We start from the raw sequence: 17,460 nt of genomic DNA on the forward strand, positions 1-17,460 counted from the left end.
TTCCGATGTTTGAAGCTGCAAGCGTTGACCAGGTCGAATTGGATCGACTTGTGCTGGGGCGCGCACGTTCCCAGTTCGCGGATGACATTGAAGGACGCAACGCCGATCTCCGCAATGTGGTGGCGGGCAAGCGCGTGCTCGTCGTGGGTGGAGGCGGAACGATCGGCTCTGCGACCACGGCGCTTGTGTCGCAGCTGGGACCTGCCGCGCTCCACGTCGTCGACCAGAGCGAGAACTACCTGGCCGAGCTCGTCCGCGATCTGCGCGGGAGACCGCAGGGGTTGGCTGTCACCGATTTCCGGCTGCTGCCGCTCGATTATGGCGCGCCGATCATGGGGCGGTTCCTCGCCGAAGCCGAGCCCTACGACTTCGTGCTGAACTTTGCTGCCTTGAAACACGTGCGTTCCGAGAAGGACGTGTACTCGCTCCTTCAGATGATCGACACCAACGTTGTTCGCCATGTCAGGTTCAAGCGCTGGCTGGCTGCGTACGGGCACGGAGCGCGCTACTTCGCGGTCTCCACCGACAAGGCTGCCAACCCGACCAGCCTGATGGGAGCGAGCAAGCGGCTCATGGAGGACATTGTGTTCGACACGGCCGCGTTGTCCGGCGGTGTGTCGACGTCAGCGCGGTTCGCCAACGTCGCGTTCTCCAATGGAAGCCTGCTGCAGGGTTTTCTCTATCGCTTGTCCAAGCGACAGCCGCTCGCCGTGCCTGCCCATACGCGCCGCTATTTCGTTTCGCAGGCGGAGTCCGGCGAGCTCTGCACGCTGGCCGCGCTGCTCGGCGTCGACGGCCATGTGCTGTTCCCGTTGCTCGATCCGGTGAGCCAGCTCCAGCCACTGGACGACATCGCCCACCGGGTGCTGGCACACCTCGGCCTTCGCGCAGAGCTTTTCGATGACGAGGGCGAAGCCCGCGCCGCGCTGCCGACGCTGGTTGCAGACAAGCGCTGGCCACTCCTACTCACCGCGCTAGATACCAGTGGCGAGAAGCCGTACGAGGAGTTCGTCGGCGCCGGCGAAGCCGTCGTCGACAGCGGACTGACCACGCTGGGTGCCGTCCACCACGTGCCGAGCCGAGCCCTCGCCGATGGTGTTGTGGACCTGCTCGAAGATGCCGTCAGTCGGGTGGACGGCGACCTCGACAAGGCTCGGATCGTCGACGCCATACAATCGGCCATTCCGGGATTCTCCCACCGCGAAACGGGCAAGAGCCTCGATGACCGCCTCTGAAGTAGTAGATCTGTTGACCCGGTTCAACAAACTGGTGTCGACGCCCGTTCTGTTCGGGTTTTACACCGTGCTGAGCGTGCTGGGAATGGTGCTGGTCAAGTACGCGGCGCCGCTGGTCAAGTTGGCGATGTCGACGGGCGGATCGGTTGTCTATCCCGGTTCTCTGGTGCTGGTCGGCGCGACTATGTACGTGTGCAGCTTCCTGCTCTGGATGACGATCCTGGTCAGGGAGCCGCTGATGGTCGCGTATCCGATTGCGGTCGGCCTGACGATGCTGTTCTCCACGATCTGCGCGATCGTGCTGTTGCGTGAGAGCCTGACCTGGAACATGGCAATTGGCGGCATCCTGGTGGTTGCAGGTGTCGCACTGCTGGCGCGCGCCTGATCGGCGCAACGAGCTCAGGCACCCGCGGCGCGAGTGCCGTCATGCAGGTAGATCGCAGTCGATTCGGAAATGCTCCTGAGGCGACGAGCGATGGAAGGCACCAGCAACGACTGCGCTTGCGCGTGCGAACAGAAGCGGTATTCCGATAGTTCCGCGCGCTCCAGTTTGATCCGCCCGATGTCAACGGAAGATACGGGTTCGCATTCGAACAGGAAATGGATGCAGTCGCCGAAGCCTTCTGCGGGAGGGAGGTAATCGACGCAGAGCAGGCGGCGGATGGCGGCCCGCAGCCCAAGTTCCTCGTGGACCTCTCGTGCAAGCGCGGTCGCCGGAGCTTCTGCCGGCTCGACGATGCCACCTGGCAAAAGCCAACCATCCCGATAAGTGGGCTTTACCACGAGGATTCGGTGCTCGGAGTCGCGGATGAGTCCGCCCGCACTCACCCGCTTCTTCGGGAACCGTTCGTCAAGCGCCCGCCTCGACGCCTGCTCTTCGTCCGCTTGCGCGTGCCGATCCGCTGATGCCACGCGCACCTACCGGTGCGTGCCAGGCACGGACTGGATCAAGTCAGCGATCTCGGCCAATCGCAAAGCGACCAGCGCCGGATCGCCGCGGGACTCGACGTTCAACCGCAGCAGCGGTTCGGTGTTGGACGAGCGCAGGTTGAAACGCCACTGGCCGAAATCGGCACTGACACCATCGACCTGCTCGAGCACGGGACCTGCTTCGGCGTAGTGGGCCAGAACGCGCGCCACTGAATCGGCAGCACTGGTCACGGTGAAATTGACCTCTCCGCTGCACGGGAAGGCCGCCATTCGATCCTCGACCAGTTCGGCCAGGGACACGCCGGAGCGACAAACCAGCTCGGCAATCAACAACCACGGAATCATCCCCGAGTCGCAATAGGCGAAGTCGCGGAAGTAATGGTGCGCGCTCATCTCGCCGCCATAGACCGCATCCTCGGCGCGCATGCGCTCCTTGATGAAGGCGTGGCCGGTCTTGCTCTGCACGGGGATGCCACCTGCCTCGCGCACCATTTCGATGGTGTTCCAGGTCAGTCGCGGGTCGTGGATGATCTTGCTGCCCGGGTTGTGCACCAGCAGCGCTTTCGCCAGCAGGCCGACGAGATAGTAGCCCTCGATGAAGCGTCCTTGCGCATCGAAGAAGAAGCAGCGATCGAAATCGCCGTCCCAGGCAATGCCGAAGTCGGCGCCGTGCTCGCGGACAGCGACTGCGGTCGCCTCGCGGTTCTCTGGCAGCAGCGGATTGGGGATGCCGTTGGGGAAGCTGCCGTCGGGCTCGTGCTGGATCCGGATGAACTCGAAGGGCAGGTGCGGGGCAAGCTGGTCGATGACCAGGCCGGCACCGCCATTGCCGGAGTTGACCACGATTTTCAGCGGCTTCAACTTCGAGCGGTCGACATAGCGCAGCAGGTGCTCGATGTAGGCCGACTTGTCTTCGTTCGTGCGCAGCGTTCCCCGCACCGGGGCATCGGTGAACTCGCCGCGTGCGGCGGCATCGCGAATGGTGAACAGGCCCGAATCGCCACTGATCGGGCGCGAGCCCTCGCGCACGAGTTTCAGTCCGTTGTAATCCATCGGGTTGTGGCTGGCGGTAACCATGATTCCGCCTGCGGCGCCAAGATGGAACGTCTGGAAGTAGACCTCCTCGGTGCCGCCCAGGCCGATGTCGATGACATCGCGGCCAGCCGCCATCAGCCCTTCGGCCAGTGCTGCCTGCAGCCCCGGGCTGCTCAGACGCACGTCCCTGCCAAGCACAACGGGCCCGGGTCCGAGCACGTCGGCGGTGGCACGGCCGATTCGGCGCGCCAGGTCCTCATTGAGTTCATCGGGAACCCGACCACGTACGTCGTATGCCTTGAAGCAGCGCAATTCCATCAGTGTGTACGTCCCGGGTCAGGCCAGTGCGCGCTCGAGTTCGGGCAGCAGGGCAAACAGATCCCCGACCAGCCCGATGTCGGCAATCTCGAAGATCGGCGCATCGCCGTCCTTGTTGATGGCCACGATCGTGCCTGCATCCTTGATGCCGGTCAGGTGCTGGATCGCGCCGGAGATGCCGACGGCGATGTACAGCTCCGGCGCGATGATCTTGCCGGTCTGGCCGACCTGCAGTTCATTGGGCACGTAGCCGGCATCGACCGCCGCGCGCGAAGCTCCGACCGCGGCACCGAGCTTGTCGGCCAGGTCGTAGACGATCTTGAAGTTCTCGGCCGAGCCGACGCCGCGGCCACCGGAGACCACGCGCTTGGCGCTCTGCAGGTCGGGGCGGTCGGACTTGCCGGCAGCCAGGCCGACGAAACGGGTGTGGCTCGGCAGCGATGCATCAACGGTCAGCGCCTCGACGGCTGCGCTGCCGCCCTTGGCCGCTTCCGGCCACGACGCAGTGCGCACGGTCGCGACGACGGCGTGGTCGCTGGGCGCCTCGACGGTAATGATCGCGTTGCCGGCGTAGATCGGGCGCTTGAAGGTATGGCTGCTTTCCACCGCCATCACGTCCGACACCTGCGCCACGCCGAGCAGGGCGGCGACACAGGGCATCAGATCCTTGCCGAAAGTGGTGCTCGGGCCGAACACATGGCTGTAGCCAGCGGCGGCCTTGGCCACCTGCGGTGCCAGCACCTGGGCGATGGCATTGGCGTTGGCGGCGTTGGCGACGGCCAGGACCTTGCCGACGCCGGCGATCTGCGCGGCCTGCGCGGCGACGGCGGCCGGATCGGCGGCCAGCACCACGATGTCGATGGTCTCGGGCTTGAGCGCCTGCGCGGCGGACACGCACTTGGCGGTCGATGCGTTGAGCTTGCCGTCCAGGTGTTCGGCGACGATGAGTACCTTGCTCATTACAGCAGCCCCTTTTGCTTGAGTGCGGCGACCAGTTCGGCCGCGTCCTTCACCATCACGCCCTTGCTGCGCTTGGCCGGTGCGGCGTAGTGGGTGGTCTTGAGGGTGTCACCGGTGTCGACACCGAGGTCGGCGAAGGCGATGGACTCCATCGGCTTGCTCTTGGCCTTCATGATGTCGGGCAGCTTGATGAAGCGCGGCTCGTTGAGGCGCAGGTCGGTGGTGACCACGGCCGGCAGATCGACTTCCAGCGTTTCCAGGCCGGCATCCACTTCGCGGGTGACCGTGGCCTTGCCGTCGGCAACCTCGAGCTTCGAGGCGAAGGTCGCCTGCGGGCGGCCCCAGAGCGTGGCCAGCATCTGGCCGGTCTGGTTGGCGTCGTCGTCGATGGCCTGCTTGCCCAGGATCACCAGGTCCGGCTGCTCCTTCTCGATCAGCTTGAGCAGGGCACGGGCCGCGGTCAGCGGCTGGATCGGAGCATCGCTGACCACGTGGATGGCGCGGTTGGCGCCCATGGCCAGGCCGTTGCGCAGGTGCGCCTGGGCGTCCGCCGGGGCGATCGTGGCGACCACGACCTCGGTCGCGATGCCCTTGTCGCGCAGGCGCAGGGCCTCTTCCAGGGCGATCTCATCAAACGGGTTGGGCGACAGCTTGACGCCATCGGTGACCACGCCGGAGCCGTCCGGCTTGACCTGGATGCGGACATTGAAGTCCACCACGCGCTTGTAGCCGACGAGAATCTTCATCGTTCGGGGGTTCCTGTGGGGTTGCGCGGCCGACAAGGGCCGAGAACCCCCAATTCTAACGGACTGCCGGACCACACGCAGGCGCACGGGGCCGCCCAGGCCCCATTGCGACATGAACGGGTGGACCTTCTGCGAAAAAGTCGCGATTGGGCGTTTGGCGCGCCGGGCAGGCAGTCCGTTATTCTTGTGGGCCGTATTTCAAGTAGTTCGGAGCCAGGATGCTTCATCCAGTTGTCCTAAGCGGCGGTAGCGGATCCCGCCTGTGGCCGCTGTCGCGCCAGAACCAGCCCAAGCAGTTCCTGGCCCTGATCGGTGACCGCTCGCTTTACCAGGAGACAGTTCTCCGGGCCTCGAAGCTGCCCGGAGCCCAGGCTCCGGTAACCGTGTGCAGCGGTGATCACCGCTTCATGGTCGGCGAGCAGCTCCAGGAAGTCGGTGTTGCCAACGGGGGCATCCTGCTTGAGCCGATGGCGCGCAATACTGCGCCCGCGATTGCCTTGGCGGCCCTGCACGTCATCGCCGACGACGCGGATGCTTCGCTGCTGGTAATGCCGGCCGACCACCTGATCGAAGACGAAACGGCATTCCGCAACGCCGTGGCCGCAGCCACGGGCCTCGCCGACGCAGGCTGGCTGGTCACCTTCGGCATCACGCCGGACTACGCCGAAACCGGCTACGGCTACATCCTGCGCGGTGAAGTGCTGAGCAACGACGGCTTCAAGGTCGAGCGCTTCGTCGAGAAGCCGGACCTCGCCACTGCGGAGGGGTATGTCTCGCAGGGTAACTATGCCTGGAACTCGGGCATGTTCCTGTTCAAGGCCCGCAGCTACCTCGACGAGCTCGCAAAGCACGCGCCGGCGATCTTCGCTGCCGCCAAGGCATCCTACGAAGCGTCGGAGTCCGACCTCGATTTCATCCGTGTCGGCAAGGACGAGTTCGCGACCAGCCCCAACGACTCGATCGACTACGCCGTCATGGAGCGCACCGACCGCGCCGCCGTCGTGCCGGTCAGCTGCGGCTGGAGCGACATCGGTTCCTGGTCGTCGCTGTGGTCGGTCGCCCAGCGCGACGAGGACAACAACCGCCACGATGGCGACGTCATCTCCATCGACACCAAGGGCAGCCTCGTGCGCGCCTCCGATCGCCGCATGATCGCCACCATCGGCGTCGAGGACCTGGTCATCATCGACACGCCCGACGCCACGCTGGTGGCGCGCAAGGACCGTGTCCAGGACGTCAAGACGATCGTCGACCGCCTCAAGGCAGCCGGTCGCCAGGAGCACCTGTTCCACCGCAAGGTCTACCGTCCGTGGGGCAGCTACGACTCGATCGACATGGGCGAGCGTTTCCAGGTCAAGCGCATCGTGGTCAAGCCTGGCGCGGCGCTGAGCCTGCAGAAGCACCACAAGCGTGCCGAGCACTGGATCGTCGTTTCCGGCGTCGCCGAAGTCACCTGCGACGACAAGGTGTTCGACCTGCACGAGAACGAGAGCACCTACATCCCGCTCGGCAGCGTCCATCGCCTGCGCAACCGCGGCACCGAGCCGGTCGAGCTGATCGAAGTGCAGTCCGGCAGCTACCTCGGTGAGGACGACATCGTCCGTCTCGAGGACGTGTACGGGCGCTCGTGAGCCTGGCGCCGTGATCCTGGTGCCCTGAGCCCTCAGGAGGCGGACGCGCTGCGACGCAGCGTGTCCGCCATCAAAGTGGCGAAGCGGTCGGCGCTGCCGGCCGCGTGCAGGAAGAACAACGACGGTTCGCACAGCTCCAGTTCGAGCAGGCGGGCATGGCCGTCGTCGTCGCGAATGAGGTCCACGCGCGCGTAGGTCAGCGGCGACTGCAGGTGCAGGCATCGCGTTGCCGCGGCCAGGGCCTTGTCCGCCAGCGCCAGCTCATCCTTGCCCGGGATGCGCGCGGTGATCTCCTCGGCGGCGAACAGATGTTCGGTCGGCCCTTCGTCGCGCTGCAGCAGCGGCCCCTTGCGGATGGCGTGGCTGAAGCGTCCTTCGAAAAACATCAGCGCGGTTTCGCCGTCGCGGTCGACCGATGCCAGGTATGGCTGCAGCATCGCGCTGCGATCGGCCTCGAGCAGTCGCGCGATGTGGTTGGCCGCGGCGAATTCCTGGTCGCGCGCATAACGCTGGGCATCGCGCGAGCCGGCACCGACAGCGGGTTTGACCACGAACTCCGCGGCATCGGGATGCTCCGCCAGGAATGCCTGCAGCGTCGGCAGCGGCTCCATCTCCGGCTCGACGAAACGCGTGGCGACCACCGGCACGCCGTGGTCCGCCAGCGTGGCCAGGTAGTGCTTGTCGGTGTTCCACACGACAACCGGCAACGGATTGAGCAGGTTGCTGCGCGTCGACACATGCCGGCACCAGCCCAGGAACTCGCTCAGTCGTTCGGTGTAGTCCCACGGCGAGCGCAGCAGGACCGCGTCGAATCGCGACCAGGTGACGGTAGGGTCGTCCCAGGCGCGGACGTGCGTGGCGATGCCGGCGCGTGCGCACGCGTCGAGCAGCGGCACGAGGTCGTCGTCGAGGGCGGCGGCGGCTATCGCGGTGACGAGGGCGAGGCGGGGCATGGGCCGAAGTCTAATGGCAGGAGCGGGGGGCCGTGGAAGTCGGCCCTGTGCCATGCCCGAAGGTACGGTGGTCGCAGCAGGGCGGCGGGGTAAACTGCCGGGATTCGCAGACCCGACCCGGAGTCACCCCATGGCCGCGACGCAAGCCGGCGCCAGCAGCAAGACCAAGGTTTTTCCCGATGCCCGCAGCGCCCTCGCCGGCGTGGTTGCCGATGACCAGACCCTGGCGGTCGGCGGTTTCGGCCTGTGCGGCATTCCCGAAGCGCTGATCGAGGCACTGCGCGACAGTGGGGTCAAGGGGCTGACCGCGATCTCGAACAACGCCGGCGTCGACGGCTTCGGCCTCGGCCTGCTGCTGACGACACGACAGATCAGGAAGATGATTTCGTCGTACGTCGGCGAAAACAAGGAGTTCGAGCGCCAGTTCCTCTCCGGCGAACTCGAGCTCGAGTTCAATCCGCAGGGCACGCTGGCCGAACGCCTGCGTGCGGGCGGCGCGGGCATTCCGGCGTTCTTCACCCGCACCGGCTACGGCACGATCGTCGCCGAGGGCAAGGAAACGCGCGAGTTCGACGGCCAGCACTACGTGATGGAAACCGCGCTCAAGGCGGACGTGTCGCTGGTGAAGGCGTGGAAGGCCGACAAGTCCGGCAACCTGGTGTTCCGCAAGACCGCGCGCAACTTCAATCCGGCCTGCGCGATGGCCGGCAAAGTCTGCATCGTCGAGGTGGAGCAACTGGTCGAAGTGGGTGAGATCGACCCCGACCAGGTCCACCTGCCGGGCATCTACGTGGACCGCATCGTCCACAACCCGAACCCCGAAAAGCGGATCGAGCAGCGCACCGTGCGCGCCGGCTGACACCACGAATTCAGAGGATACAAACCCATGGCCTGGACCCGCGACCAGATGGCGCAGCGCGCCGCGCAGGAACTCACCGACGGTGCATACGTCAACCTCGGCATCGGCTTGCCGACGCTGGTGGCCAACTTCATCCCCGACGGGATGGACGTGTGGCTGCAGAGCGAGAACGGCCTGCTCGGCATCGGCCCGTTCCCGACCGAGGCCGAAGTCGACGCCGACCTGATCAACGCCGGCAAGCAGACCGTGACCGCACGCCCGGGCGCGAGCTACTTCGGCAGCCACGACTCGTTCGCGATGATCCGCGGCGGCCATATCGACCTGGCGATCCTCGGCGCGATGCAGGTGACCGACCAGGGCGACCTCGCCAACTGGATGGTGCCGGGCAAGATGGTCAAGGGCATGGGCGGTGCGATGGACCTGGTCGCCGGCGTCAAGCGCGTGGTCGTGCTGATGGAGCACACCGCCAAGAGCGGCGAGCACAAGATCCTGCCGCAGTGCACGCTGCCGTTGACCGGCGTGGGCGTGGTCAATCGCATCATCACCGAGCTGGCTGTGATGGACGTGACGCCGCAGGGCCTGAAGCTGGTCGAGCTGGCACCGGGTGTCGAGGCGGACGAATTGCGCGAGAAGACGGGCGTCGCGATCCACTCGTAACGCATCCGGGCAGGCACGCTTCGGCGCGCCTGCCTTGGTCAGTCAGGCAGGCGACTCAACTGCGACCGGCGAACGGGTACGGCTTGGATGTGTCTGCCTCGGGTTCGCCACACACGGAAGCAGCGCTGCTGACCCGGAAGCCGGCGCTGATGGCGCAACGGGCGAAGATCCGCTCCACGGCGTGCGCGAACGTGCCGTCGACCTGGCCGGCTTCCGCTTCGAATTCCCATTCGTCCAGGTGCGCGTCGAGCAATGTCCGTAGCGCCTCGGGCCGCGCCCAGAACATCGTGCCGGAGATGAATCGATCGTATCGGGACGATTGCGCATCCAGGCCCAGGCGTGCGCCGAGGTACTCGAGGTGGGAGCGGTTGCCGCCGAGATACTGTCCGGTCGACAGCAGGTGACCCTCGGGCGCCACGATGCCCAGGTCGGGCTCGCGCGCGAAGGCTTCCATGATCGCCGCGGCTCTGTTGGCCGACACGAGTCGGTCGATCAGCTGGCGGCGCCACGTTTCGCCGTCGTCGCGATGCACCGAACGCTTGGTGTGCAGTTTCAGCACGAGTTGCTCGCCTTCGTGCAGCAGGCGGTCCATCAGCTTCAGGAATGGCAGGATGTCGCGGCCGCGATTCTCGACCGGCACGATCTCGGCAGTCATGCCCCGTGCTGAAAGGCGGGCAGCGACGGCATCGACCTTGTCCGGCGAAGTGGTGACGATGGTCCTGAAGTGCTGTCCACTGGCCTTCATTGCCACCAGGATCTCGTCGAGTACCTCCGGATACCACGCGTGGATGAGGGCGCATGGCCGCGCGGGCTGGACTTGCCTGCGCGGTTGCAGCGCATCGCGCGTGGCCTGCAGCCATGCATGTCCCAGCCTTGCATCGGGCTCGAGCATCGCGCCTTCGGCCCACTCGTTCCAGGCGTTGATGAAGACCAGTCGATCGGATGGTGGCGAACCGGAAAGTCGGGTGTCGACCGTTTGCCGCAGCCAGTCGCGATAGCGACGGGGCGCGGCGTGCAGGTAAGTGCGCCCTTGCCCGGGACGCCTGGCCTCGTTGTCCCAGCCGCAGTTCACGCCAGGGAACAGGCGATAGGCTGGCATCGGCCGCCGACAGTAGTCCTGCGCCAGTTCGCGCCAGTCCAGCGCCTGGCCGCGGTAGTCGGCATTCAGCAGTTGCTGGTCAGCCGTGATGTTCGCCGGCGTGGCAAGGTTCGGAGGGAACTCGACGGCCGCGTCGAAACCGAATTCCTCCGGTGCGGCGCGGTCGAAGCTCTGCGTGTAGGCGATGCAGATCTCGCCGATGCCGTTGGCAAGGCACCACTCGCGCCAGCGCTTTGCAGTCGCCCTGGCGTCGGGCAGCAAGCCGGGGCGATATACCAGCAGCAGCGGCCTGCCATCGACGCGCAGGTAGCGGCGGTCGCGCAGGTACGGCGCTATATGGGAAATGAAAGCGAGGTCGTCCGCTTCGCTGTGCCGCTGGCCGATGAGGATGTCGTCGGCACGGCCATCCCAGCGTCGCGACCAGTTCTCGTTGGCCCAGCACAGGCAGAACGGAAGCGTGATCGAATCATCGCGCAGCCACTGCTCCAGCGGAGCTTCGAGCAGGGTCTTCCCGCCAAACCAGTAGTAGTAGAAGCAGAATGCGCCGATGCCGTAAGCCTGCGCAAGGCTGGCCTGGTCGCGCATGATCTGCGGATTGCGCAGGTCATAGTGGCCCAGCTCACCGGGGATGCGCGGCTGCGCATGTCCCTGGAACTGCGGAAGCGCACGCGACACGTTTCGCCATTCGGTAAAGCCCTTTCCCCACCACGCATCGTTCTCGGGAATGGTGTGGAACTGCGGCAGGTAGAACGCGACCAGCGTGGCCGGCAACGGCGAGGGCAGGGGCTCCTGGCGAAATGGGACGAAGCCGAGCGCCGGCTGGTCGGATCGCGAGAGGGCACGGTGCGCAGTCGCGCCGGCGGCGATGCTGCCGCGCGGTCCCTGCGGAACGAGGCCCCGATAGCGGTCGAGGAAATTCTGACGAAGACGGTCGCGCGTGCGCTCGGACATCGGCGTGATGCGGAACGCGAAGCGCAGACTGTCGAACAGCGCGTTCCTGAACCGGTCTTGCAGGCTGGGCGTCATCGCTTCACAGATTCTGGTAATTCGGTCCCGAGCCGCCTTCCGGCGTCACCCAGTCGATGATCTCGTACGGGTCCTTGATGTCGCAGGTCTTGCAGTGAACGCAGTTGGCGGCGTTGATCTGCAGGCGCTTTCCGGCCTCATCGCTGACGATCTCGTAGACATTGGCCGGGCAGAAGCGCGTGCACGGGTTGTCGTACTCCTCGACGCAACGGGTGACGCAGATCGAGGTGTCGCGCACCTTCAGGTGCACCGGTTGGTCCTCGTCGTGCTCGGTCGCGGCGTAGTACACGCTCTGCAGGCGGTCGCGCGGGGCGAGGTCGCGGTTGACGTAATCACGCCTGGGCGATTCGTGCTCGCCGACCTTGTCCAGCGACGACCAGTCGGGCTTGACCTTCAAGGTCCACGGCGACAGGCCGGCGGTGATGGTTTCCCACGCGGAGTTGAGGATGCCGAACCACAGGCCGCGCTTGAAGCCGGGCTTGATGTTGCGGACCTTCTTCAGCTCGGCCATCGCTTCGGAAGCGCGCAGCTTCGCGTCGAAGCCCTGCGGCGCCAGCTGCGAGGCGGCCAAGTGCTCGGCGGCGAGCATGCCCGAGCGGATCGCCTGGTGCGTGCCCTTGATCTTCGGAACGTTGAGCAGCCCGGCGGTGTCGCCGATCAGCAGCGCGCCGGGCATCTCGACCTTCGGCAGCGACTGCCAGCCACCGCAGGCGATCGCGCGCGCGCCGGCCGAAAGGATGCTGCCGCCTTCCAGCAGCGGCTTGACCGAGGGGTGGTTCTTCCATTGCTGGAAGGCTTCCCACGGCTTGTATTCCGGATCCGGGTAGTCGAGGCCGCTGACGTAGCCAAGGGCGATGCGGCCCTTGTCCAGGTGATAGAGGAAGCTGCCACCGTAGGTCTGGTTGTCGGCCGGCCAGCCGAAGCTGTGCACGATCTTGCCAGGCTCCACGCGGTCTTCCGGGACCTGCCACAGCTCCTTCAGGCCAATCGAATAACACTGCGGGTCGCTGTCGGCGTCGAGCTTGAACTGCTTGACCAGGCGCTTGGTGAGATGGCCGCGCGCGCCCTCGGCCAGCACTGTGACCTTGGCGCGGATGTCGATGCCGGCGGTGTAGCCGGGCTTGTGCGAACCATCCTTGGCCACGCCCATGTCGCCGATGCGCACGCCCACGACGGTGCCGTCGGCGTCATGCAGGGTCTCGGAAGCGGCGAAGCCGGGGTAGATCTCGACGCCCAGGGCTTCGGCCTGCGGCGCCAACCAGGCGCACATCGCGCCAAGGCTGACGATGAAATTGCCGCGGTTGTGCATGCCCGGCGGGATCGGCAGCGGGGTGTGGCCGGTCTTGCTGAGCAGCCAGAACTCGTCCTTGACCGCCGGCACGCAGATCGGCGGCGGGTTGTCGCGCCAGCCGGGCAGCAGCGCGTCGAGCGGGCCGGGTTCGATGACCGCGCCCGAGATGATCTGGGCGCCAATCGTCGAAGCCTTCTCGATCACGCACACCGAAATGTCGGGGTTGAGCTGCTTGAGGCGGATCGCGAAGGCGAGGCCGGACGGACCGGCGCCGACGGTGACGACGTCGTACTCCATGACGTCGCGCTCGACCGTGTCGGCAGTGGTGTCGTGTTGGCTCATGCTGGCGGCTCCGCGTGCGGCTGGCTTTACAACCGTGGATTGTCGCGGTTTTGCGCAGGGGCGGGCAAATCGACGGCGAAGGGGGAGGTGATAGCGTTGGCGCATGCCCCTTTCCCCGTTGCCCCTGGCCGATGCCGAAATTCGCCTGGACCGGCACTGGCTCGATCCGGGCGACGCCGATGCGCTGTTGGCGGCGCTGCGCGAGCAGGTGGCCTGGGAAGTCCACCGGATCCGCCTGTTCGGCCGCGAGGTCGATTCGCCGCGGTTGAGCTGCTGGATCGGCGATCCCGGCACCGGCTACCGCTACTCCGGTGTTCGTTTCGAGCCCCGGCCATGGCCTGCGGCACTGAAGCCGGTGCGCGCGCGCTTGTGCGCGGAGCTGGGCCTGGACTTCAACAGCGTGCTGGCCAACCTGTACCGCGACGGCCACGACGCCATGGGCTGGCACAGCGATGCCGAGCCCGAACTCGGCCCGGCCCCCGTCATCGCCTCGGTCAGCCTCGGGGCGCCGCGGCGCTTTGCCCTCAAGTCACGCGCCCAGCCGCAGCAGCGGCTGACGCTGGAGCTGCCCCATGGCAGCCTGCTGGTGATGGCCGGGCCGACCCAGCGCAATTACCGGCACGCGCTGCCGCGGACGGCACGGCCAATCGGCGCGCGCATCAACCTGACGTTCCGGCAGATCCTGTCTGCGTCCGGGTAGGAGCGAGCTTGCTCGCGACCGGCGTCCAGCAGGCCCGGTCGCGAGCAAGCTCGCTCCTGCGGGGCGTTACGAGCGCGCTTGGGGCTTGTAGTTCTGGCCGCTGACCAGCGTCCAGCCGGCGATGTCGTGGCCGACGACCACCAGCGACTGCTCGAACGCGCGGGCGACGTCGGCGACGGCGGTGCTCGCCGCCGGTTGCGCCTGCAGGAACGTGCGCGCGGCGACGATCTTCTGGTCGCGGGTGTGCAGGAGCTTGGCGGCAACCTCGATCGTTGCAGCCGGCACGGCCTGCCCGGCGTAGTCCGATTCGAAGCGGCGAATTTCCAGCACCAGCTTGAAGTCTGCCGCGATGCCGCTGCCCTGGCGGGCGACGGCGGCTATGCGCCCGGAATCCTCGAAGGTCCGCAGCAGGGTGTCCTGCAGCATCTCCGACGGTGGTCGTGCCCACTGCGCGCCGCTGTAGATCTGGATCTCGCCCGGCGTCGGCCGCACCGCGATGCGCAGGCTGTCGATCACGCGGGCGCCCACCGGTGGGGTCAGCGCGAGCTGCCAGGTCACCGTCGGCCAGCCCGGATCGGGCTGCACACGCGGCTCGGGGGCGTAGATGGTCGCGGTGCTGCGCGGCTTGTCGCTCAGGATCGAGCAGCCGGAAAGCAGGGCCAGGACGAGGCCCAGTGAAAGGGCTCGCACCAGGGCAGGCGCCAGGTTCGCTCGCGTCGTCATTTGGGTTCGAACTCCTTGGGCGCGTCGCGGCCAAGCAGGTAGCGGGTCGGGTTGCCGTCGAGGCGGTCGGAGATGCGGCGCAGGTCGCGCACCAGCAGGCGCAGCTCGGCCAGCGTCGGCCCGAGCTGGGCCAGGCCGTCGTTGGCGAAACTGTTGATCGCGCTGCGGTTGTCGGCGAGCACGCCGTTTGCGTTGTTGGCGGCCGAGTCCAGGCGCGTGAGGGTGCTGTCGAGCTTGGCGATCAGGGTGGGCAGCTTGGCCACGAGTTCGCGATCGACGCTTTCGACGGCGCGATTGGTGGTCGTCAGCGTCACCGACAGCTGTTCGCTGGACTTGCGCGCGCTGGTGATCAGCGTGCGCAGGTCCTCGCGCTGGTCGGCGATCGCACTGGTCGCCGACTCGATGTTGGCCAGCGTATTGGACACGCGCTTGACGTTCTCGTCGCTGAGCACCTGGTCCATGCGCGCGACCAGGCGGTTGGCGGTGTCGGCGATGTTCTGCAGCGCCGATGCCTCGGTCTGGATCACCGGCGTTTCGCGCCGGTCGACATCGGCCAGCGCCGGGCTGCCCGGGTTGCCGCCGGTGAGCTGGATGAAGGGACTGCCGGTGATGCCCTGGATCGACAGCTTGGCGCGCGTGTCGGTCTTGATCGGTGCGCTGGCCTGCAGGCGCAGCAACGCGATCACGCGGCGCGGGTCATCCGGCGCCAGGCGCAAGGTTTCGACCGTGCCGACCGAGATGCCGTTGTATTGCACCGAGCTGCCTTCGGTCAGGCCGGTCACCGGTTCGGTGAAGAGCACGGCGTAGTTGCGCCAGTCCTTCTCCGAGGTGTACTTGGCCGCCCACAAGGCGAACAACAGCAGCAGCAACGTCACCACGATGGTGAACGCGCCGATGAGGACGTAGTTGGCCTTGGTTTCCATGTCAGGACCGCAGGGCTGTATTCGTGGTGGATTGCTTCAGGTGCGTCATCTTGCGCCGACCTCCAGGTCGCGTTGCCGGGTCTGCTGCGCGGCACGCGCGCGCGGACCGTGGAAGTACTCCCTCACCCACGGATGATCCAACTGTTCGACCTCGGCCAGCGGTGCGCAGGCGATCACCTTGCGATCGGCGATCACCGCGATGCGGTCACAGATAGCGTAAAGGGTGTCGAGGTCGTGTGTGATCAGGAAAACGGTCAGGCCCAGTGCCTGCTGCAGCGTGCGGATCAGGCGATCGAACGCGGCCGCGCCGATCGGGTCGAGGCCGGCCGTGGGTTCGTCGAGGAACAGCAGCGGCGGATCCAGCGCCAGTGCACGCGCCAGGCCGGCGCGCTTGCGCATGCCGCCCGACAGCTGAGACGGCAGCTTGTTGAGCGCATCGGCGGGCAGGCCGGCGAGCTTGACCTTGAGCAGCGCCAGTTCGTAGCGCAGCGAGTCGGGCAGGTCGCTGTGGTACTCCTTCAGCGGCACCTGCACGTTCTCGCCCACGGTCAGCGAGGAGAACAGCGCACCGTCCTGGAACAGCACGCCGGTGTTGCGCTCGATCGCCCGGCGCAGGTCCGGGTCTTCGCTGCGCGCGTCCAGGCCGAGCACTTCGATCTCGCCGGCATCGGGCCGGCGCAGGCCCAGGATGGATCGCATCAGTACCGACTTGCCGGCGCCGGAGCCGCCGACCACGCCGAGGATCTCGCCGGGGAGCACGTCCAGGTCCAGGCCCTCGTGCACGACCTGCTCGCCGAAGCGGTTGGTCAGCCCGCGCACGCGCACGATCGGTTCTTCGCGCTCGGGCAGGCAGTGGATGGTCTGCGCCATGCTCAGATGCCCATTTCCATGAACCAGATCGCGAAGAACGCATCGAGCACGATCACCATCGAGATCGACTGCACGACGCTGGAGGTGGTGCGCTCGCCAACCGATTGCGCGGTGCCTTCGACCTGCAGGCCTTCCAGGCAACCGATCAGGCTGATCAGCAGCGCGAACACCGGGGCCTTGGACAGGCCGACCAGGAAATGCCGCAGCTCCATCGTCTCGTGCATACGCGCCAGGTATTGCTGCGGTGGGATGTCGAGGCTGTAGGCGCCGACCGTCAGGCCGCCGATGAGGCCGAAGACCATGGCAATGAACGTCAGCAGCGGCAGCATCACCAACAACGCCAGCATGCGCGGGATCACCAGCAGGTCGACCGGGTCCATGCCGAGCGTGCGGATCGCGTCGACTTCCTCGCGACTGACCATCGCGCCGATCTGCGCGGTGAAGGCGCTGGCGGTGCGGCCGGCCAGCACGATCGCCGTCAGCAGCACGCCGAACTCGCGCAGGAACGCGATGCTGACCAGTTCGACCACGTAGATCTGCGCACCGAAGTCGGCCAGGATGTTGGCGCCGAGGAAAGCGACCACCGCGCCAACCAGGAAGCACAGCAGGGCGATCAGCGGCACTGCGTCGAGGCCGACCTGCTCCATGTGGTGCACGGTCGCGGTGGGGCGGAAGCGCGAAGGCTCCTTGAACATGCGCAGCAGCTTCAGCTGGGTCTCGCCGAAGAAGCCGATCAGCGCGCGCGCCTCGCGGTAGTTGTCGCTCACCGCGAAGCCCAGGCGCGCCAGCGCCGCGCTGACGCCGTACTCGCGCTTGCGGCGCGGACGATCGTCGGCGACGTCCTCGATCGCCGTTACCAGCGCGCGATGGTCGTCGTGGAAAGTGAAGGCATCGAACTCGATGCCGTGGCGGCGGGCAAAGCGCAGCAGCTGCAGCACGCCCACCGAGTCCATGCGGTCGACGCCGGTGGCATCCACGGCGTCGATGGTGTCGGGGGCATCAGACAGCGCTTCGCCGATCTGGGTTGCGTAGTCGAGGGTCCAGCTGCCGCTCAGGCGAACACGCGACGGCGTTTGGCCATCGGCGGCGATCAGCGGCGGGTGCGCGGTCGTATCGGTCATGGAGCCTCGTCGCGAGGATACCTGAGTCGGAGCCGGCGGTT

Annotated in this window: 17 protein-coding genes; 6 read left to right on the forward strand and 11 right to left on the reverse strand. The window is 66.6% G+C overall.

What is annotated here, in order from left to right; all coding sequences use genetic code 11:
- The first annotated feature begins 5 nt into the window (after positions 1 to 5).
- Together AC3A3Q_RS17190 and AC3A3Q_RS17195 are read left to right on the forward strand one after the other, a co-directional pair.
- Positions 6 to 1,235, forward strand: coding sequence for a polysaccharide biosynthesis protein (locus AC3A3Q_RS17190; protein WP_487587387.1), 1,230 nt, complete (start codon positions 6 to 8; stop codon positions 1,233 to 1,235).
- Positions 1,222 to 1,620, forward strand: a complete 399-nt coding sequence (locus AC3A3Q_RS17195; RefSeq protein WP_487587388.1) for a DMT family transporter — start codon at positions 1,222 to 1,224, stop codon at positions 1,618 to 1,620. The genes AC3A3Q_RS17190 and AC3A3Q_RS17195 overlap by 14 nt, the downstream gene beginning before the upstream one ends.
- A 14-nt stretch (positions 1,621 to 1,634) precedes the next feature.
- Here AC3A3Q_RS17195 and AC3A3Q_RS17200 read toward each other — a convergent pair whose 3' ends face one another.
- The 4 genes from AC3A3Q_RS17200 to AC3A3Q_RS17215 are packed head-to-tail and all read right to left on the reverse strand — an operon-like array spanning position 1,635 to position 5,224.
- Positions 1,635 to 2,147, reverse strand: coding sequence for an NUDIX domain-containing protein (locus AC3A3Q_RS17200; protein ID WP_487587389.1), 513 nt, complete (start codon positions 2,145 to 2,147; stop codon positions 1,635 to 1,637).
- Between the two features lie 6 nt (positions 2,148 to 2,153).
- A complete protein-coding gene (locus tag AC3A3Q_RS17205) occupies positions 2,154 to 3,518 on the reverse strand; it encodes a phosphohexomutase domain-containing protein (protein ID WP_487587390.1) in 1,365 nt (454 codons plus the stop codon).
- An 18-nt stretch (positions 3,519 to 3,536) separates the two neighbouring features.
- The gene (locus tag AC3A3Q_RS17210; RefSeq protein WP_487587391.1) at positions 3,537 to 4,478 is read right to left on the reverse strand and encodes an electron transfer flavoprotein subunit alpha/FixB family protein; all 942 of its coding nucleotides are present in this window, start codon (positions 4,476 to 4,478) and stop codon (positions 3,537 to 3,539) included.
- Entirely contained in the window at positions 4,478 to 5,224 is a 747-nt protein-coding gene (locus AC3A3Q_RS17215) for an electron transfer flavoprotein subunit beta/FixA family protein (RefSeq protein ID WP_487581394.1), read from the reverse strand. The genes AC3A3Q_RS17210 and AC3A3Q_RS17215 overlap by 1 nt, the downstream gene beginning before the upstream one ends.
- A gap of 218 nt (positions 5,225 to 5,442) precedes the next feature.
- On the opposite strand from AC3A3Q_RS17215, the gene AC3A3Q_RS17220 reads away from it, so the two are divergent.
- Positions 5,443 to 6,855, forward strand: a complete 1,413-nt coding sequence (locus AC3A3Q_RS17220) for a mannose-1-phosphate guanylyltransferase/mannose-6-phosphate isomerase (RefSeq protein ID WP_487587392.1) — start codon at positions 5,443 to 5,445, stop codon at positions 6,853 to 6,855.
- 32 nt (positions 6,856 to 6,887) lie between these two features.
- Here the strand turns inward: AC3A3Q_RS17220 and AC3A3Q_RS17225 are convergent, their stop codons facing one another.
- Positions 6,888 to 7,808 (reverse strand): ATP-grasp domain-containing protein, encoded by a 921-nt coding sequence (locus tag AC3A3Q_RS17225; protein WP_487587393.1) that lies wholly within the window; start codon positions 7,806 to 7,808, stop codon positions 6,888 to 6,890.
- Between the two features lie 130 nt (positions 7,809 to 7,938).
- Here AC3A3Q_RS17225 and AC3A3Q_RS17230 point away from each other — a divergent pair, with 130 nt between their 5' ends.
- Both AC3A3Q_RS17230 and AC3A3Q_RS17235 read left to right on the forward strand, forming a co-directional pair.
- Positions 7,939 to 8,667 (forward strand): CoA transferase subunit A, encoded by a 729-nt coding sequence (locus AC3A3Q_RS17230; protein ID WP_487587394.1) that lies wholly within the window; start codon positions 7,939 to 7,941, stop codon positions 8,665 to 8,667.
- Between the two features lie 27 nt (positions 8,668 to 8,694).
- A complete protein-coding gene (locus AC3A3Q_RS17235; protein ID WP_487587395.1) occupies positions 8,695 to 9,324 on the forward strand; it encodes a CoA transferase subunit B in 630 nt (209 codons plus the stop codon).
- Between the two features lie 55 nt (positions 9,325 to 9,379).
- Here AC3A3Q_RS17235 and AC3A3Q_RS17240 read toward each other — a convergent pair whose 3' ends face one another.
- Both AC3A3Q_RS17240 and AC3A3Q_RS17245 read right to left on the reverse strand, forming a co-directional pair.
- Positions 9,380 to 11,449, reverse strand: coding sequence for a glycoside hydrolase family 99-like domain-containing protein (locus AC3A3Q_RS17240; protein ID WP_487587396.1), 2,070 nt, complete (start codon positions 11,447 to 11,449; stop codon positions 9,380 to 9,382).
- Positions 11,450 to 11,453: 4 nt separating this feature from the next.
- Positions 11,454 to 13,082: an electron transfer flavoprotein-ubiquinone oxidoreductase gene (locus AC3A3Q_RS17245; RefSeq protein WP_487587397.1), complete on the reverse strand. Its 1,629-nt coding sequence runs from the start codon at positions 13,080 to 13,082 to the stop codon at positions 11,454 to 11,456.
- A 103-nt stretch (positions 13,083 to 13,185) separates the two neighbouring features.
- Here AC3A3Q_RS17245 and AC3A3Q_RS17250 point away from each other — a divergent pair, with 103 nt between their 5' ends.
- Positions 13,186 to 13,782 (forward strand): alpha-ketoglutarate-dependent dioxygenase AlkB family protein, encoded by a 597-nt coding sequence (locus tag AC3A3Q_RS17250; RefSeq protein ID WP_487587398.1) that lies wholly within the window; start codon positions 13,186 to 13,188, stop codon positions 13,780 to 13,782.
- A 66-nt stretch (positions 13,783 to 13,848) separates the two neighbouring features.
- Here AC3A3Q_RS17250 and AC3A3Q_RS17255 read toward each other — a convergent pair whose 3' ends face one another.
- Genes AC3A3Q_RS17255 through AC3A3Q_RS17270 form a run of 4 tightly spaced genes read right to left on the reverse strand, consistent with a single transcriptional unit; the run spans position 13,849 to position 17,419 of the window.
- Entirely contained in the window at positions 13,849 to 14,505 is a 657-nt protein-coding gene (locus AC3A3Q_RS17255; protein WP_487587399.1) for an ABC-type transport auxiliary lipoprotein family protein, read from the reverse strand.
- Positions 14,502 to 15,428 (reverse strand): MlaD family protein, encoded by a 927-nt coding sequence (locus tag AC3A3Q_RS17260; protein ID WP_487587400.1) that lies wholly within the window; start codon positions 15,426 to 15,428, stop codon positions 14,502 to 14,504. The genes AC3A3Q_RS17255 and AC3A3Q_RS17260 overlap by 4 nt, the downstream gene beginning before the upstream one ends.
- 45 nt (positions 15,429 to 15,473) lie before the next feature.
- Entirely contained in the window at positions 15,474 to 16,298 is an 825-nt protein-coding gene (locus AC3A3Q_RS17265; protein WP_487587401.1) for an ABC transporter ATP-binding protein, read from the reverse strand.
- Between the two features lie 2 nt (positions 16,299 to 16,300).
- Positions 16,301 to 17,419 carry an ABC transporter permease gene (locus AC3A3Q_RS17270; RefSeq protein ID WP_487587402.1) on the reverse strand — a complete coding sequence of 373 codons (1,119 nt, stop codon included), beginning with the start codon at positions 17,417 to 17,419 and terminating at the stop codon, positions 16,301 to 16,303.
- Positions 17,420 to 17,460 lie beyond the last annotated feature (41 nt).

This window comes from Lysobacter sp. Soil_C_59, assembly GCF_057656415.1.

Excerpts from the sequence above, each read along its gene's own strand:
- AC3A3Q_RS17190 (WP_487587387.1), top strand. The coding sequence starts at position 6 with ATGTTTGAAGCTGCAAGCGTTGACCAGGTCGAATTGGATCGACTTGTG.
- AC3A3Q_RS17195 (WP_487587388.1), top strand. The coding sequence starts at position 1,222 with ATGACCGCCTCTGAAGTAGTAGATCTGTTGACCCGGTTCAACAAACTG.
- AC3A3Q_RS17205 (WP_487587390.1), bottom strand. The coding sequence starts at position 3,518 with ATGGAATTGCGCTGCTTCAAGGCATACGACGTACGTGGTCGGGTTCCC.
- AC3A3Q_RS17210 (WP_487587391.1), bottom strand. The coding sequence starts at position 4,478 with ATGAGCAAGGTACTCATCGTCGCCGAACACCTGGACGGCAAGCTCAAC.
- AC3A3Q_RS17215 (WP_487581394.1), bottom strand. The coding sequence starts at position 5,224 with ATGAAGATTCTCGTCGGCTACAAGCGCGTGGTGGACTTCAATGTCCGC.
- AC3A3Q_RS17220 (WP_487587392.1), top strand. The coding sequence starts at position 5,443 with ATGCTTCATCCAGTTGTCCTAAGCGGCGGTAGCGGATCCCGCCTGTGG.
- AC3A3Q_RS17225 (WP_487587393.1), bottom strand. The coding sequence starts at position 7,808 with ATGCCCCGCCTCGCCCTCGTCACCGCGATAGCCGCCGCCGCCCTCGAC.
- AC3A3Q_RS17230 (WP_487587394.1), top strand. The coding sequence starts at position 7,939 with ATGGCCGCGACGCAAGCCGGCGCCAGCAGCAAGACCAAGGTTTTTCCC.
- AC3A3Q_RS17235 (WP_487587395.1), top strand. The coding sequence starts at position 8,695 with ATGGCCTGGACCCGCGACCAGATGGCGCAGCGCGCCGCGCAGGAACTC.
- AC3A3Q_RS17240 (WP_487587396.1), bottom strand. The coding sequence starts at position 11,449 with ATGACGCCCAGCCTGCAAGACCGGTTCAGGAACGCGCTGTTCGACAGT.
- AC3A3Q_RS17245 (WP_487587397.1), bottom strand. The coding sequence starts at position 13,082 with ATGAGCCAACACGACACCACTGCCGACACGGTCGAGCGCGACGTCATG.
- AC3A3Q_RS17250 (WP_487587398.1), top strand. The coding sequence starts at position 13,186 with ATGCCCCTTTCCCCGTTGCCCCTGGCCGATGCCGAAATTCGCCTGGAC.
- AC3A3Q_RS17255 (WP_487587399.1), bottom strand. The coding sequence starts at position 14,505 with ATGACGACGCGAGCGAACCTGGCGCCTGCCCTGGTGCGAGCCCTTTCA.
- AC3A3Q_RS17260 (WP_487587400.1), bottom strand. The coding sequence starts at position 15,428 with ATGGAAACCAAGGCCAACTACGTCCTCATCGGCGCGTTCACCATCGTG.
- AC3A3Q_RS17265 (WP_487587401.1), bottom strand. The coding sequence starts at position 16,298 with ATGGCGCAGACCATCCACTGCCTGCCCGAGCGCGAAGAACCGATCGTG.
- AC3A3Q_RS17270 (WP_487587402.1), bottom strand. The coding sequence starts at position 17,419 with ATGACCGATACGACCGCGCACCCGCCGCTGATCGCCGCCGATGGCCAA.